This window comes from Mycobacterium liflandii, assembly GCF_022354805.1.
Taxonomy (GTDB): domain Bacteria; phylum Actinomycetota; class Actinomycetes; order Mycobacteriales; family Mycobacteriaceae; genus Mycobacterium; species Mycobacterium marinum.
Genome location: NZ_CP023138.1, coordinates 6014531 through 6029659, shown reverse-complemented (window position 1 = coordinate 6029659; position 15129 = coordinate 6014531). Strand labels below are relative to the sequence as shown.

Genomic DNA, 15129 nt, shown 5'->3' with positions numbered 1-15129 from the left:
GAACTATTCACTGTCAAGATTGGCTTGTATGCTGGCGGGATGAATCGTCCGGCGTATCACCACGGTGACCTGCGGGCCGTAATCCTGGACGAGGCGGCGCGATTGGTGGCACAGCGGGGCGCGGACCGGGTGTCGATGCGGGAGCTGGCGCGCGACGCCGGCGTGTCACATGCGGCCCCCGCGCACTACTTCACCGATCGGCGAGGCCTGTTCACCGCGCTGGCAACGCAGGGATTTCAACTGCTGGCGGCCGCCCTCGTGGCGGCCCGTGGTCACTTCGCCGATGCTGCCCTGGCCTACGTACGCTTCGCGATCGAGCATCCCGGCACTACCAGGTCATGTTCAACCGGTCGTTGCATGACGCCGATGACGCCGACCTGGCCGCGGCGCAGGCCGCTGCCGCTGCCGAATTGGCCGCCGGGGTAGCGACCTTGCGTGACCCGGGCGCGCGGTTCGATCCGGAGGGCGCGCAGTTGGCCGCCTGGTCCTTGGTGCACGGCTTCTCGACCTTGTGGCTCAACGACGCACTCGATGCGCAAGTGCGAGCGCTAGACCCGATGGACACCGTATTGCGTATCGCAATGATGCTGTTCAAAAGCTAGCCGGAGCGGCTGCCGGCGTTTTGGGCAGGAATGCCGCCGGGATGAGGGTCGACACCACCAGCACCACGGCAACCCCGAAAACCACCGTGTAGGCGTGGGAGAGATCATGCATCACGTTGTCGGCGAAGTCGGGGGTGAGGGCCTGGGGCGGTAACCCCGGAGGGGTCAACCGTGACTCCCCGTGCGGCCGCGTTCTGTTCCAAAGTGGCCACCTTGTTTGCGACCCAGATGTTGTCGCTGCGATTGAACTGGTTGGTCAGTATCGTCGCCATCAATGCGGTGCCGATCGATCCGCCCACTTGCTGGGTCACGCTGATCAGGGTCGAACCACGCGCGATCTCCCGCGGCTTCAGGGTCAGCACCGCTGCTCCGGCGAGCGGCATCATCGTGCATCCCGTGCCCATGCCCATGATCGCGAGCCCGACCAGCAGCGTGGGTAGGTACTGCGCCCGGGTGGCGACTCCGAAGGTGAACATGGCCAGGCCCACGGCGATCAGGACGATGCCGAGCAGCACGCTCTTTCCTGGCCCGCGCCGGTCCATGAAGGCACTGACGATGGGCATGGTCAGCATGGCGCCCAGGCCCTGGGGGATCAGATAGAGCCCCGATTGCATCGGCGTCTGGTGCAGCACTTGTTGCAGGTAGGTGGGGATCAACAGCGAAGAGCCGAAATACGCCGCGGCGAAGGCCAGCAGCGTCAGATTGGCCTGGGTGACCACGCTGTTGTTGAACAGATGCAGGTCGATGAGCGGGTGATCGGCACGGTGCCACGCATGCCAGGCGAACCCGCCGATCAGTGACAAGCCGGCAATGACCGGTATCAACACGTAGCGATCGGCCACGGTGCCCCGGTCGGGAATCAATGACAGGGCCAACAGAAATGCCGCCAGGCCTGGCGAGAGCAGCAGCACGCCGATGACATCGAAACTTTCCGAGGGCACCGGACGATCCGCCGGAAAGGTAATCGCCGCCAAGGCGAACGCTGCCAGGCCGATGGGCAGGTTCACCAAGAAGATCCAGTGCCAGCCGAAGGAACTGATCAACCAGCCGCCCAGGATGGGGCCACCGATCGGGCCTAGCAACATCGGTATGCCGATGGCTGCCATCAAGCGCCCCAGCCGTTTTGGGCCCGCGGCCCGAGTTAGGATGATGAACCCCAGCGGCATCAACATGCCACCGCCGACACCCTGAAGCACCCGAAAAAAGATGAGCGACAGGATGTTCGGTGCCAGCGCGCACAGCAGCGACCCCAGGGCGAAGGCCAGGACCGAGCCCATCCACAGTCGCTTGGTGCCGAACCTGTCGGCTGCCCAGCCAGCCACCGGGATCACGGTCGCCAGTGCCAGCGTGTAGCCGGTCATGGTCCATGCCACGACAGCCTGGGTGGAGTCGAATTCGATGATGAACGTGCGCTGTGCGACGCCGACGACGGTGGCGTCCAGTACCGACATCAACGAGGCGAGCACGCAAACGCCGGCAATGCGCAGCAGTCCCGCGTCGAGCCGGTCGGGGTAGACGTGTTCGCCGGGGCTGCTTGTCCCCGTGCGGGTATCGGGCGGTGCTACCTCCGCCGGTGTGCAATGCGCCTCGTCCATGGCGGTACTGAGCATATCTAGGCATATCTCGCCATGTCATCGGCGGCGATGCGCCATTGGCCCGCCGGCTTGCCGGTTAACCCGGCCGTAATCGGAATATCCGCACGTCAGGCATGCTAGTTAGACGTTTTAAGTCTGCATGTCCTTCACCGTCTCGAAACCTGCATTCGGCAAACTGCAAGCGTGGCTGGAAAACTGATCGTCTCGGTTTCGGGGATAGGCGAGCGCACCCTGGCCGACGTCGAGTCGTTCTGTGCGCAGATGGACGAGCGCTCGGTGCCGTTGTCGCTGTTGGTCGCGCCGCGGCTCAAGGGGGGCTACCGGCTCGATCGCGATCCGCACACCGTCGACTGGCTGGCCGGGCGTCGCAATGGTGGCGATGCCCTGGTGCTGCACGGGTATGACGAAGCGGCGACCAAGAAGCGCCGGGGCGAGTTCGCGACACTTCATGCCCATGAGGCCAACCTGCGGGTGATGGCCGCCGACCGGGTGCTCGAACATCTCGGGCTACGTACCCGCTTGTTCGCGGCGCCGGGCTGGGTTGTTTCGCCGGGTGTGGTCAAGGCATTGCCGGGCAACGGATTCCGCTTGCTCGCCGATTATCACGGGATTTCGGATCTGGTCCGCAAGACGACTGTGCGGACCCGCGTACTGGGCATCGGGGAGGGTTTCCTCTCCGAACCGTGGTGGTGCCGGATGGTGGTGTTGTCAGCCGACCGAGTCGCTCGGCGGGGCGGTGTCGTGCGCATCGCGGTGTCAGCCCGTCAGCTGCGCAAGCCGGGACCGCGCCAAGCCATGTTGGATGCCATCGATCTGGCGCTGATGTACCGCTGCACACCGATGGTTTACAACTGGCGCCCAGATGGTGCGGTGCTCGACGCCGCATAGTCGCTCAGGCTCACCGGCAAGCTCTCAACGCCCTGCAATTGATCACCTGTACCGGTGCGCCGCCGACTACGCGCTGGCAGCCGCAGCAGTCCGCGAGCCAACGCGACCCCGATCAAACATGCTCCCCCGCCAGCGAGCCCTAGCGGGTTGGGAACCTCGGCGAGCAACAGTCCCGACAACGCGATCACCAACGCGGGAACCATGAGCGTGGTCGCGGCCGTCACTCCCGCGTTGGTGCGCGCCAAGGCATACGCCCACGTGGTGAACGCGATGGCGCTGGGGCCCGCCCCGAGAAACACAAGCCACCAGAGATCGGCGGCGGAGGCCAGGCTCAGTTCCCGGGCCGCTGCCGGCAGAAATGGCAGCGTCACGATGAAGCCCACCAGCGTTCCCCAGAGGGTGGCACTCAGCGCGTCGACGGTCCGCAGTGCCACCTTCTGCAACAGCACCCCAGCGGCGTACAGCACCGCGGCGAGCAACCCCAGACCGACGCCCAGCCATCGGTCTGCGACCCGCCCCCGCCGGCGCTGATGAGCACAACGCCGGCGAAAGCGATTGCAATGCCAGTCAACAGCCGCGCCGAGTAGCCCTCGCCGAGAAAGAAACCCGCGAAGACGGCCACCAGAATCGGGGCCAAGTTGACCAGCAGCGCCGTCGTTCCGGCATCGATGTGTTGCTCGGCCCAGCTGATCACGATCGAATAGGCGCCGAACCATGCCACCCCGTAGGCGATCACAAGGGTGAGCGCGGCGGCCGACGGCGGACGCAGACGCCTGGTCGTGGCGTGACCGGCATAGGCGGTGTACGTCGCCGCGATGGTAGCGATCACCGCCATCACCATCACCGCGATGAAGAGCCGGCTCAGCGCCAGGACGCCGGGGGAAAACACGCGCCCGGCCGACCGGACTCCGACAAACGCGAACGCCCACAGCGTGACCGTGACCCCCATGGCCAACGCGGGCATGTTCACGGTGCGTTGCGAGGAGGTCGTCGAGGAGGCCATGGCGGGTATCGTCCCCGGAAAAACACTTCAGCACAATTGAATATTTCTAAACTAATGATTAGCAGTACCGTATAGGCGTTGCGCGTGATCGATCCTCATCGCCTGCGCATCCTGCGCATCCTGCGTGCCGTCGTCGCGGAGGGATCGATCGGTGGTGCTGCCGCCGCGCTGGGGTGCACACCGTCCGCGGTGAGTCAGCACATCGCTGTGCTGCAACGTGAGATCGGACTCACCCTGGTGGAGAAGGTCGGGCGTGGAATCGCCCCCACGGATGCAGGCGCAACCCTCGCGGCGGAGTCGGCGGCGGTCTTCGACGGGCTGTCGCGTCTCGACGGTCTGGTCGCTGATCTTCGACATGGCCGCGCCGGCACCCTGCGGGTGAGCTACTTCGCGTCGGCGGGGGCGGCCTGGATGCCGGCGGTCATCGCGACCATCAGCTCGGAATATCCCGCTGTCCGGCTGGATCTACGGTTGGTCGAACTCGCCGACGCCGACGACGCGGCGCCCGACGTCGAGATCAATGTCGCCGGCATGCCCGGCACCGAGCTATCGAACTACGACATCGCTGCCCTGGTCACCGAGGATTACGTGGTCGTGGTCGGCGCCGGAGACTCTCTCGCTGAACGGGATTCGGTGACCCTGCGTGAGCTCGCAGGCGAACCGTGGATCGACAACGACGTTGCGCGCGGCAACTGCCGGGAGAATCTCCTGCGTGCCTGCACTGCCGCGGGATTCACGCCGTGCTTTCGTGTCGAAACACACGACTACGTGACCGCGGTGCGATTCGTTGCCGCAGGTGTCGGTCTCACCGTGGTACCCAGGCTTGCCCTCATCGACCTACCTGCCGGGGTACGCACCGTCGCCATCTCCGAACCGACGCCGCGGCGCACCATCGTGGTTCGCCGGCACCACCGCGCACGTAACAATGTGGTCGCCGGCCGCGTACTCGAACTCATCCATCAACAGGCGGTGCGGACGCACGGACCGGCGGTGGGGGCACTGGCCTGATCTGGGCTTGGGTCGCACATCTTGACCCGAAAGACCTTGGGTGAAGTCGAAAATGATATGGCTGCAAGGTGTCTCGAGGTTAGAAGGTGACCGCGCTTTCTTCGGGCAACACCTGAAAGTCGGTATCGGTCATCTCGGCGAGCCGGCCGTAATAAATGCCACGTGCCTCGGTGGCGATGATCCCCTGATGGATGGGTACGGCGCGGGCCGGCGCGACCGATCGCAGGTAGTCGACGGCCTCGGAGATCTTCATCCACGGGGCGGCCGCCGGCGTGGCCAAGACGTCCACCGGTTCGTCCGGGACGAACAGGGCGTTGCCGGGATGCATCAGCCTGGCGCGATGATCGCCGTCGCCGACCAGGTACGAAATATTTTCTATGACTGGGATTTCCGGATGAATCACCGCGTGACGTCCGCCGACGGCCCGGATCGTCAGCTCACCGACCGCCAGTTCGTCGCCGACGTGGACCTCCCGGCATTCGGTGCCAAGTACGGCTGCGGTCTGCGCGTCGGCATACAGGGCGGCATCGGGGTTGGCCGCTAGCAGCGCGGGCAGCCGGCTCACGTCGACGTGATCAGGGTGCTGGTGGGTGATCAGGATCGCCGCCAGGCCAGTGATCCCCTCGAACCCGTGCGCAAAGGTCCCGGGATCAAACAGCACTCGGGTTTGACCGAAATCCGCGAGAAGACAGGAATGCCCAAAATGCGTCAGTTGCATGTCTACGATTGTGCCCTGATGGCAGCCCTGCCGATGCGACTGTTGCTGGCGACAATGCTGGTCGCCGGCAGCTTGGTGATCACGGTAGGGGTGGCCACGCCGGCAGTGGCGGAGCCCGAAACCTGCCCACCGGTCTGCGACCAGATTCCCGGTGCCGCGTGGATCCAGCGACGCGCCGTGCCCATGAACGCGGTCTATCGCTGGCCCGCGCTGGGCGCGGTCGCGACCGCCCTGACCAGGACGACACCCCGGTTCCGGTTCGAGGAAATCTGTGCCACACCGGCCTTTCCGGACGGCATCCGCAAATCGGCCGTTGCGGGCCGCGCGTCGGTGACTCACCCGGACGGTCAGTGGCAATTGCAGGCCCAAATACTGCACTGGCGGGGCGACACGGCCCGCGGTGGAGCCATCGCCGCGACCGTCTTCGGCGCCGCGGTCACCGCGCTGCGCGCGTGTCAGCTGGGGGCGCCCAAGCAATCCCCGTCGGTGACCGACGACGAACCCACCCGGATGTCCGCGGTGATCAGCGGTCCGGTCATCATGCACACCTACCTGGTTGCGCACCCGGCGAGTAGCACCATCAGCGAGCTCACGCTGTGGACTTCCGGACCGGCGCAGGTGGAATGGCCGGTGATCAACGATTCCACCGTCCTGGACGCCATGGTTGCGCCGCTGTGTGAGGCCTATATCGCCTCGTGCAGCTGAGCTGACCGCGCCGTTCCACCGGGGATCTAGGCGGTCATGCCAAGTGCTTCCACATGCTGTGCACGTGCCGCCGCCAAGGCGGCCGCCCTTGCGGAAACAGAAGCCGCAGGCGACACCAGCTCCGCTTCGGGCGCTATCGCCGACGCTATTGCGGAAGGCGCGGCAACAGGTTTAGCGCCCGCAATTTCAGATTCAGCCTCGGCGGGCGGTGCGTACAAGCTCAGAAAAAACGGGAGGTTCGGGCCAATATCGATATTGAACGCGTCCGATAACCCGCGCAAAGTCCCGGACAACGCGCATGCCGTTGCGATGAGCAGCAGCGTTGGGCCGGCCAGGGCCAAGGCCGGTGCCGCCAGGACGCCCACCGCCAAGGCAATTTCGTACAAATACACCATGAGAAATGTGTGCCAGAACACCAGCAGAATGATCATCGACAAATGGACGATTACATATAAATACACGCCCAAGATGATCGAATAGTACAGAATATTCATGATCAGCCACATGATTAAATCGATGATGTCGATTTTCTGGGCGGTGGCGGGCGTGCTGATTTCGGCCTTGAGTATGAGCGGGGCCGGTGTGGTGTGGGGCATCGAGGCCAGCGTCGTGCCTGAGACCGCCTGATAGGCGCTCATGGTGGTGGCCGCTTGGATCCACATCCGCGCGTAGTCGACTTCGTTGAGCGTGATGGGGATGGTGTTGAGTCCAAAAAAATTGGTCGCGACGAGCGCCGCATGGGTGGTGCGGTTGGCGGTCAACTCCGCCAGTGTCGGCATTGCTGCCAGCGCACTGGCGTAGGCCCCCGCCGCCGCCTCGTGCTCGGCCGCCGTCACCGCGTAGTCGGCGCTGGTCTTGGTCAACCACGTCAGATACGGGACATGGGCATCGACATAACTCTGCGCGCTCGGCCCCTCCCACGCCACGGCCGACTCACCCAGCATGGTGGTGAGTTCCTCTGCGGCCGAGGCGTGTTCGGCGGCCAGCGCCGTCCATGCCGCGGCGGCCTCGTGCAGTGGGCCCGGGCCCGGGCCCGCGCTCAGCAAAGCCGAATGCACTTCCGGCGGCGAGGCCATCCAAACAGACGCCGTCATAAAAGTCCTCCCGAAATCCGACAAGTCGCCGCCACAGTACGGACGCTTGGTGAACAAACGGGGTTAGCTGGTTGCCGGCATCGGGGTGCGGGCGTCGCGTCGGTGAACCGGCGCCGGCGAAGCGACACAACGCAGCGAAACCGTCGGTTGGCTCCGGTGCGATCGCACACCGATCTCGATGGGTATGCCGTCACCGGATCGGCGAACAGCGCGTCTTCGGTCGGTTGTTCTCACGGGCCGGCAGCAGCGGACTCGCGCCCGTGACGCGCCCCGGAGGCCATCGCCGGTAGAGTTGGCGCCGAGCAATCGGAGCTGAGGAGGAATGCCGGTGGCCCGGGTGGTCGTCAATGTGATGCCCAAAGCGGAGATTCTGGACCCGCAGGGCCAGGCAATCGTCGGCGCCCTGGGGCGTCTCGGGCATCCCGGAATCTCGGATGTCCGCCAGGGCAAGAGATTTGAGCTAGAGATCGACGACAGCGTGGACGATGCCACGCTGGCTGAAATCGCGGAATCGCTGTTGGCGAACACGGTGATCGAGGATTGGACGATAAGCCGGGACCTGCAGTGACAGCTCGGATCGGGGTCATCACATTTCCCGGAACGCTCGACGACGTGGACGCCGCCCGCGCGATCCGGCTGGTGGGCGCCGAGGCGGTGAATCTCTGGCATGCCGACGCGGATCTGAAAGGCGTCGAGGCCTTGGTGGTGCCCGGCGGCTTCTCCTACGGCGACTACCTGCGGGCGGGTGCGATCGCCAGGTTTGCCCCGGTGATGGGCGAAGTGGTGAGCGCCGCGCGGCGAGGCATGCCGGTCCTGGGGATATGCAATGGTTTCCAGGTGTTGTGCGAGGCCGGCCTGCTGCCCGGCGCGCTGACCCGCAATGTGGGGCTGCACTTCGTCTGCCGCGACGCATGGCTACGGGTGGCGTCGACGTCGACCGCCTGGACATCGCGTTTCGAACCGGCCGCGGACTTGTTGGTGCCGCTCAAGTCCGGGGAGGGCCGCTATGTGGCCTCAGAACAGGTGCTCGACGAGCTGGAAGCCGAAGACCGGGTGGTGTTCCGCTACCACGACAATGTCAACGGCTCGCTGCGTGACATCGCCGGGATCAGCTCCGCCAATGGCCGGGTGGTCGGGCTCATGCCCCACCCCGAACACGCGATAGAGGCGCTGAGCGGCCCCTCCGATGACGGGCTCGGGCTGTTCTATTCGGCGCTAGACGCGGTGCTGGCCGCCTGAGGTCGGCCGGATCAGCCGGCGTCGCGCATCAGCGGCGGCGTCTGCGGCAGCTCGGCGACCCGGTTCAACTCGCCAAACAGCTCGATCGATGCGCCGATGGCGCGGTCCACGAATACGGCGAATTCGCTGAAGTCCACCGGACCGGCGATCCATTGGGACTTGTAGGCGGTGACGCCGATGCGCTGTGGGTCAGACGAGTTGTGCACTATCGCGGTGACTCCGCGACGCTGGGTGTTCCAGCGGTCGGCGAACCGCGCCAGCAGCGCACGGTCGCCCGCGGGGAAAAAGCATGCGGGAGCGACCCGAATCGCGAACACTTCCGGATGCGCCGGTGAGATCTCCAGGTGGACGTGCAGCCGCTGGGGATGGGCGTCGGTGACGAAGAAGAACTCGCCGTCGTGCTGGCCGCGGAAATACCGCCTTCCACGGGTGCACAAGTAGCGTTCGATCAGGGTTGCGCACAGTGGCTCGGTCATGAATCCATGCTCCGCGCTGCGGCTATGCAGATCCTTGGAGCCAGGGAAAGCGGATCCAAAGAATCAGTTGAGAATTTCCTGAGTGGCTGCTGCTTGTCGGTTACGAGAGCGGATACAGCCCCGGCAGGTTGACCACGATCGCCTCCTGGGTGCTGCGCGCGATGACCACTTCGGCGGGCATGGTCGGGTCGGGATTTTCTTCCCGGTGCGGCAGATAGGGCGGAACGAAGATGTAGTCGCCGGGTTCGGTGGCGATACGCACCTCTTGCTCGCCGTCGTGAAACACAAACTCCGGGCGTCCGCTTCGCACATAGATTGCGGTTTCGGAGTCGCCGTGGTGATGGTTGGCCGAGACCGTCCGGGGCAGGACATGCGTCTCGCCCATCCAGATCTTCTCCGCGCCCACCGACCTTCCGCTAAGCGCGGCAAACCGGCGCAATCCCTCCGACTGCGCGGTATCGGAACTGATTTCGGAGGCCTTGATGTGGTGTACCTGCGCGCGACGGCGGTCCGGGGCGGCTGTTTCGGCTGGGAAGTCGGGATGGAATCCGTCCGAGGTTGCCATGGCTGCTCCGATTGTTGGGTGAGTGCTAGACAAGGACGAAAAACGAATCGCGGTAGGCCTCGAGAAGTCGCAGCCACAGTTCGCTGATCGTTGGAAAGCATGGTACGGCGTGCCACAGCCGGTCGATGGGCACTTGGCCGGCGATGGCGATGGTGGCCGCGTGCAGCAACTCCGCGGCGCCCGGGCCGACGATGGTGACACCGAGGAGGCAACCTCGGTCGACGTCGACGACCATGCGGGCCCGGCCGGCGTAGCCGTCGGCGAAGAGCTTGGCCCCGGTGACGACATCGCCGATTTCGACGTCGATCGTCTTGATCCGATGACCGGCCCGCGCCGCCTGCTCGGCCGTCAGCCCCACCGCGGCGGCTTCGGGGTCGGTGAAGAAAGCCTGTGGCACCGCGTGATGATCGGCGGTGGTCGCATGCGCACCCCACGGTGCGGTGTCCAGCGAGTCTCCGGCGGCGCGGGCACCGATAGCGCTACCGGCGATGCGGGCTTGGTACTTGCCCTGATGGGTGAGCAGTGCGCGGTGATTGACATCGCCTGCCGCATAAAGTCAACCGCCATCGACGGCGTTCACGCGGCAGGTGTCGTCGACATCGAGCCAGTTGCCCGGCGCCAGCCCGACCGTCTGCAGGCCGATGTCGTCGGTGCGTGGTGCGCGGCCGGTAGCGAACAACACCTCGTCGACCTCGAGCCGCGTATCGTCATCGAGTTCGAGGGTAACCGGTGCATCGGGATGCGGCCGGTGCAGCGCGCGCACTGAGATCCCCACGCGCACATCGACGCCCGCGCGGGTGAGACCGCGGCCGACGAAGTCGCCGACAAACGGTTCCATCCGGCTCAGCAATCGGGATCGCGCCAGCAGGGTCACTGACGACCCCAATCCTTGCCAGGCGGTCGCCATTTCGACACCCACACCGCCCGCGCCGACGATCGCGAGCCGGCGGGGCGCCGAACTGGCCTCGGTGGCTTGGCGATTGGTCCACGGCCAGGCCTCGGTGATGCCAGGCAGGTCGAGCAAGGTGGGGCGACTTCCGGTGCAGACGACAACCGCATGCCGCGCCGCGATCATCAGCGTCTGGCCGTCGTGATCGGACACACTGACTCGACGCGGACCCGCCAGCCGCCCATGGCCGCGGATCAGCGTCGCGCCGATACCACTGACCCAGTCGGCCTGGCCGCCGTCATCTCAGTTGCTCACGTACCGGTCCCGGCGATCGAAAACTGCTGCGGCGCTGATTGAGCCGCTGATTGCCTCGCGCGCACCGTCCACCAGGCGGGCATCGGCAACGGCGATCACCGGACGTAGCAGCGCCTTACTCGGTACACATGCCCAGTACGAGCATTCACCGCCGACGAGGTCACGCTCGATCACCGCAACGTGCAGCCCCGCAGCCTGGCAGCGGTCAGCGGCATTCTGCCCGGCTGGTCCGGCCCCGAGCACTATCACGTCGAACGAAAGATCGGGTTCGCCGGCCGGTATCCGGGCGCGTTCGTCTTCGGTCACGGCCGCAGATCCTTCCGTCGACTCTCTCTGCGACGCTACGCCCCGCACGCTGGTGCGCTACCGGCGAGTGTGGGCTGAGTTCGTCCTGTTCTTCTCGACGACTCAGCCGCGTTGCTACTGGCCCGCTCCCACCAATGCCCTGGTGCGGTGGGACTCCAGCCGGTACTGATCCCACGCCTGGCGGCCGTAGGACATGCCGGGGTGCCAGCCCGCGGGGTCCATACGACCGGGCCGCGGGCGGCGTCTCGGGCCGAAGCGCTCGCCGCTGGGTGTGACGGTCGGCGGCAAGTCCCATTTCTCCGAAGGTATTTGGTCCGGGCCTAGCACGTCAGCTTCGTACCTCTCGTTGGTGGTGCACGACTGTTTGGCTACCTTCCAGCGTCTTGCTCGATCGGTGGCGGGCCGTAGTGGGTGTGGCGCCCGGCCACGGAGGTTTTCGGGCCGCGCGGTTGTATCCAGTGATAGTCAGTCAGTCGCAGCTGGCGCTGTTCGCCGGCTGCAAGTTGGCTGGGAAACCCCAGGCGACGGCGCTCCCGTGGTCCGCCGTCGGTCCGTCGGCTATCCCGAGTGCGGACTCAGCGCGACCGAGGCTTCGGCGGTGTAGCACAGGAAGGTCAGCGTCTCCTGCAGGTACAACTGCACGGTGTCGGCGTCGTGGCTGGTGTACCCGATCGCGACATCGGTGCCCAACTGCAGGTCGAAGTCCCCGCCGCGAGTGGTCAGCACGAACGCACCGTCGATGGCCGGCGCCCAGATGATGTCACCGTCGACCAGCCGGTTCAGATGCTCACGAATGGGATAGCCGTGCTCGGTGGTCTCGCTGACCTTGGTGTAGACGTCGGCGGCCAGCAGCACCGAGTAGGGTCCGTCGACGCCGGCCAGCCGCAGTTCCGACAGTGCCTGGGTGATGACGTCCGGGATTTCGCGCGGGTCCTCGGGCAGCGTGAGCGGCGGGTTGGAGCTGGAGCTGCGGATGCCCTCGATCGATGCGGCGCCGTAACCCTCGAAGATGGTGCGGTCCTCCACGAACGCCAGCTGCTTGGCGGCCGCCTTGACCGGGTCCCAATCCGAGTCCTGGGAACCGCGTTCGACATCATCGATCTCGTTGCGTGACAAGGTGAATGGGACCCGCAGGCGCACCAGGGGCTTGCTCGCCCGCAGGTGGGCGATGACCCCGTCGGTAGGAGCCTTCACATCGATCAGCCGGCCCGTGCTCACTGCCGCGGTGACCGGACCTCCGGGGTCGCTCACGTCGACCACCCGACGGCCCGCGATGTGGCGCTTGAATGTCCGGGTGGCCTCCAATTCGATTTCGGCCCAAGCGGCTTCGGTGACCGGTGCCAGATCGCGGTAGAGGTTGTTCATTCGGAGGTTCCTTTCAGGCTGCCGATCGAGAGTGAGCCGTCGTCCGCGGTTGGGACGGCCGCCGGTGCCAGCGGCAAGGGCGGTGGATCGTCGAGGAAGTCGATGGTCGGCGAGAAGAACAACCCGCCGGTTGTCGCCGTGGAAAAGTCGAGCACGCGATCGGTATTTCCGGGCGGATCGCCGAGAAACATGTTGCGCAGCAGCCGTTCGGTGACGGTGGGAGTGCGCGAATACCCGATGAAATAGGTGCCGTATTCGCCCTTGCCGACCTCACCGAACGGCATGTTGTGTCGAACGATCTTCAGTTCGACTCCATCCTCGTCGGTGATGACGTTGAGCGCGATGTGCGAGTTGGCCGGCTTGGTGCTCTCGTCGAGTTCGATGTCTTCCAGCTTGGTCCGGCCGATCACCCGCTCCTGCTCGGTGACCGACAGCGAGTCCCATGACCCCATGTCATGCACATATTTCTGCACGTGCACATAGCAGGAGCCGGCAAAGTCGGGATCCTCGTCGCCGACGGTGGTCGCGCCGATCGCGATTGCGCCACCGGGGTTTTCGGTGCCGTCGACGAAGCCCAGCAGATCGCGATTGTCGAAAAAGCGGAAGCCGTGCACCTCGTCGACGACGGTGACCGCTGGGGCCATCGCCTTGAGGATTCGGCCGGCCAGCTCGAAGCACACGTCCATGGTTTCGGCCCGGATGTGCAACAGCAGGTCCCCCGGTGTGGCCGGCGCGTTGTGGCGTGGTCCCGTCAACGGGACGAACGGATGCAGTTCGGCCGGCTTTGGGCCGGAGAACAACCGATCCCACGCGTCGGCGCCGATCGAGGCCACCACCGACAGGTGCTTGGTGGGGTCGCGGAATCCGATGGCCCGCACCAATCCGGATATCTCGGTCAGCGCGTCATGCACGGTCTGCTCGCCGCCGGCGTCGATGGTGGCCACCAAAAAGATTGCGGCTGGCGTCAGGGGCGCGAGGATGGGTTGCGGCTGAACCGAAGGCACCCTGCCGACCCTAGCGTGAATCCCGCAGTCCCCAACAGCCATGATGTTGAGCATGTCCGATGCGCCCACAACTTCAGCCACCGCTCGAGGCCTCGGCGAGTTCATCGACGCGTCGCCCTCCCCGTTTCATCTGTGCGCCACGGTGGCCCGGCGTCTGCTCAATGCCGGGTACACCGAACTGAGTGAGATAGACCGCTGGCCGCAGCAACCGGGCCGCTACTTCACCGTTCGAGCCGGTTCGCTGGTCGCCTGGGACAGCGGCGGCGTCGGGACCGCGCAGGCACCGTTTCGGATTGTCGGGGCGCACTCGGACAGCCCGAACCTGCGGGTCAAACAGCACCCGGATCGGCTGGTCGCCGGCTGGCAGGTGGTGGCGCTCGAACCGTACGGGGGAGCGTGGCTGAACTCCTGGCTGGACCGCGACCTGGGCGTCAGCGGGCGGCTCTCGGTGCGCGCGCCCGGTGTTCGCGGCGGCATCAGTCACCGGCTGGTCCGGATCGATGAGCCGATCCTGCGGGTACCCCAGCTGGCCATCCACCTGGCCGAGGATCGCAAGTCGCTCACGCTGGATCCCCAGCGGCACGTCAACGCGGTATGGGGCGTCGGTGCGCAGCGGGGTTCCTTTCTCGGCTACGTCGCCCAGCGCGCCGGCCTGGCGGAGGGTGATGTGCTGGCGGCCGATCTGATGACCCATGACCTGACCCCGGCCGCGGTCATCGGCGCCAACGCCGACCTGCTCAGCGCGCCGCGGCTGGACAACCAGGCCAGTTGCTATGCGGGACTAGAAGCGCTACTGGCCGCCGAATCGGACCAGGTGCTGCCCGTGCTGGCGATCTTCGACCACGAGGAGGTCGGCTCGACCTCGGACCACGGCGCGCAGTCCAACCTGCTGAACACGGTGCTGGAAAGGATCGTGCTGGCCGGTGGCGGGGTCCGGGAAGACCTGTTGCGGCTGTTACCGGCTTCACTGCTGGCGTCCGCGGACATGGCGCATGCCACTCATCCCAACTACCCCGAGCGCCATGAGCCCAGCCACCAGATCGCGGTCAACGCGGGGCCGGTGCTCAAGGTGCACCCCAATCTGCGCTACGCCACCGAGGGGCGGACAGCCGCGGCCTTTGCGCTGGCCTGTCAGCAGGCCGGTGTGAATCTGCAACGTTACGAGCATCGGGCCGACCTGCCGTGCGGGTCGACGATCGGGCCGATGACCTCGGCCCGCACCGGTATCCCCACCGTGGACGTGGGTGCCGCGCAGCTGGCGATGCACTCCGCGCGCGAGCTGATGGGCGCCGCCGACGTGGCGGCGTATTCGGCAGCGCTACGGGCGTTCTACGCGCCCGAATAGTGGGCGGCAATA

The 15129-nt window shown here is 65.9% G+C and carries 12 protein-coding genes and 4 pseudogenes; 7 read left to right on the top strand and 9 right to left on the bottom strand.

Annotation, left to right across the window (positions count from 1 at the left end; all coding sequences use genetic code 11):
• The first annotated feature begins 39 nt into the window (after positions 1-39).
• Positions 40-602, top strand: a pseudogene (locus CKW46_RS26935) (TetR/AcrR family transcriptional regulator).
• Here CKW46_RS26935 and CKW46_RS26930 read toward each other — a convergent pair.
• Positions 592-2212, bottom strand: a pseudogene (locus CKW46_RS26930) (DHA2 family efflux MFS transporter permease subunit). The pseudogenes CKW46_RS26935 and CKW46_RS26930 overlap by 11 nt on opposite strands.
• A gap of 168 nt (positions 2213-2380) precedes the next feature.
• Here CKW46_RS26930 and CKW46_RS26925 point away from each other — a divergent pair.
• Positions 2381-3085 (top strand): DUF2334 domain-containing protein, encoded by a 705-nt coding sequence (locus tag CKW46_RS26925; protein WP_012396434.1) that lies wholly within the window; start codon positions 2381-2383, stop codon positions 3083-3085.
• Here the strand turns inward: CKW46_RS26925 and CKW46_RS26920 are convergent.
• A pseudogene (locus tag CKW46_RS26920) lies at positions 3043-4088 on the bottom strand (DMT family transporter). The gene CKW46_RS26925 and the pseudogene CKW46_RS26920 sit on opposite strands and share 43 nt — an antisense overlap.
• 84 nt (positions 4089-4172) lie before the next feature.
• On the opposite strand from CKW46_RS26920, the gene CKW46_RS26915 reads away from it, so the two are divergent.
• On the top strand, positions 4173-5096 hold the full coding sequence (locus CKW46_RS26915) for a LysR family transcriptional regulator (RefSeq protein ID WP_482052600.1): 924 nt from the start codon (positions 4173-4175) through the stop codon (positions 5094-5096).
• Positions 5097-5175: 79 nt separating this feature from the next.
• Here the strand turns inward: CKW46_RS26915 and CKW46_RS26910 are convergent, their stop codons facing one another.
• A complete protein-coding gene (locus tag CKW46_RS26910; protein ID WP_015357294.1) occupies positions 5176-5814 on the bottom strand; it encodes an MBL fold metallo-hydrolase in 639 nt (212 codons plus the stop codon).
• Here CKW46_RS26910 and CKW46_RS26905 point away from each other — a divergent pair.
• Positions 5791-6519, top strand: coding sequence for an ATPase (locus CKW46_RS26905; RefSeq protein WP_252872665.1), 729 nt, complete (start codon positions 5791-5793; stop codon positions 6517-6519). The genes CKW46_RS26910 and CKW46_RS26905 overlap by 24 nt on opposite strands.
• Before the next feature lie 26 nt (positions 6520-6545).
• Here the strand turns inward: CKW46_RS26905 and CKW46_RS26900 are convergent, their stop codons facing one another.
• A complete protein-coding gene (locus tag CKW46_RS26900; RefSeq protein WP_117437708.1) occupies positions 6546-7613 on the bottom strand; it encodes a PPE family protein in 1068 nt (355 codons plus the stop codon).
• Between the two features lie 328 nt (positions 7614-7941).
• Between CKW46_RS26900 and purS the strand changes: the two genes are divergently transcribed.
• Together purS and purQ are read left to right on the top strand one after the other, a co-directional pair.
• On the top strand, positions 7942-8181 hold the full coding sequence (purS, locus tag CKW46_RS26895; RefSeq protein WP_117437721.1) for a phosphoribosylformylglycinamidine synthase subunit PurS: 240 nt from the start codon (positions 7942-7944) through the stop codon (positions 8179-8181).
• Positions 8178-8852: a phosphoribosylformylglycinamidine synthase subunit PurQ gene (gene purQ / locus CKW46_RS26890; RefSeq protein ID WP_482052599.1), complete on the top strand. Its 675-nt coding sequence runs from the start codon at positions 8178-8180 to the stop codon at positions 8850-8852. The genes purS and purQ overlap by 4 nt, the downstream gene beginning before the upstream one ends.
• 11 nt (positions 8853-8863) lie before the next feature.
• Here purQ and CKW46_RS26885 read toward each other — a convergent pair whose 3' ends face one another.
• The 5 genes and pseudogenes from CKW46_RS26885 to CKW46_RS26865 all read right to left on the bottom strand — a co-directional run bounded on the left by CKW46_RS26885 (position 8864) and on the right by CKW46_RS26865 (position 13814).
• Positions 8864-9328, bottom strand: a complete 465-nt coding sequence (locus CKW46_RS26885; RefSeq protein WP_012396426.1) for a YbjN domain-containing protein — start codon at positions 9326-9328, stop codon at positions 8864-8866.
• A 100-nt stretch (positions 9329-9428) separates the two neighbouring features.
• The gene (locus CKW46_RS26880; RefSeq protein WP_012396425.1) at positions 9429-9893 is read right to left on the bottom strand and encodes a cupin domain-containing protein; all 465 of its coding nucleotides are present in this window, start codon (positions 9891-9893) and stop codon (positions 9429-9431) included.
• Between the two features lie 25 nt (positions 9894-9918).
• Positions 9919-11403, bottom strand: a pseudogene (locus CKW46_RS26875) (dihydrolipoyl dehydrogenase family protein).
• Positions 11404-11961: 558 nt separating this feature from the next.
• Entirely contained in the window at positions 11962-12768 is an 807-nt protein-coding gene (locus CKW46_RS26870) for a family 1 encapsulin nanocompartment shell protein (RefSeq protein ID WP_012396423.1), read from the bottom strand.
• Entirely contained in the window at positions 12765-13814 is a 1050-nt protein-coding gene (locus tag CKW46_RS26865; RefSeq protein WP_051155107.1) for a Dyp-type peroxidase, read from the bottom strand. The genes CKW46_RS26870 and CKW46_RS26865 overlap by 4 nt, the downstream gene beginning before the upstream one ends.
• Positions 13815-13824: 10 nt before the next feature.
• On the opposite strand from CKW46_RS26865, the gene CKW46_RS26860 reads away from it, so the two are divergent.
• Positions 13825-15117: a M18 family aminopeptidase gene (locus tag CKW46_RS26860; protein WP_020785837.1), complete on the top strand. Its 1293-nt coding sequence runs from the start codon at positions 13825-13827 to the stop codon at positions 15115-15117.
• The last annotated feature ends 12 nt before the right edge of the window (positions 15118-15129 follow it).

Excerpts from the sequence above, each read along its gene's own strand:
- CKW46_RS26905 (WP_252872665.1), top strand. The coding sequence starts at position 5,791 with ATGCCCAAAATGCGTCAGTTGCATGTCTACGATTGTGCCCTGATGGCA.
- CKW46_RS26910 (WP_015357294.1), bottom strand. The coding sequence starts at position 5,814 with ATGCAACTGACGCATTTTGGGCATTCCTGTCTTCTCGCGGATTTCGGT.
- CKW46_RS26900 (WP_117437708.1), bottom strand. The coding sequence starts at position 7,613 with ATGACGGCGTCTGTTTGGATGGCCTCGCCGCCGGAAGTGCATTCGGCT.
- CKW46_RS26885 (WP_012396426.1), bottom strand. The coding sequence starts at position 9,328 with ATGACCGAGCCACTGTGCGCAACCCTGATCGAACGCTACTTGTGCACC.
- CKW46_RS26880 (WP_012396425.1), bottom strand. The coding sequence starts at position 9,893 with ATGGCAACCTCGGACGGATTCCATCCCGACTTCCCAGCCGAAACAGCC.
- CKW46_RS26870 (WP_012396423.1), bottom strand. The coding sequence starts at position 12,768 with ATGAACAACCTCTACCGCGATCTGGCACCGGTCACCGAAGCCGCTTGG.
- CKW46_RS26865 (WP_051155107.1), bottom strand. The coding sequence starts at position 13,814 with ATGGCTGTTGGGGACTGCGGGATTCACGCTAGGGTCGGCAGGGTGCCT.
- CKW46_RS26860 (WP_020785837.1), top strand. The coding sequence starts at position 13,825 with ATGTCCGATGCGCCCACAACTTCAGCCACCGCTCGAGGCCTCGGCGAG.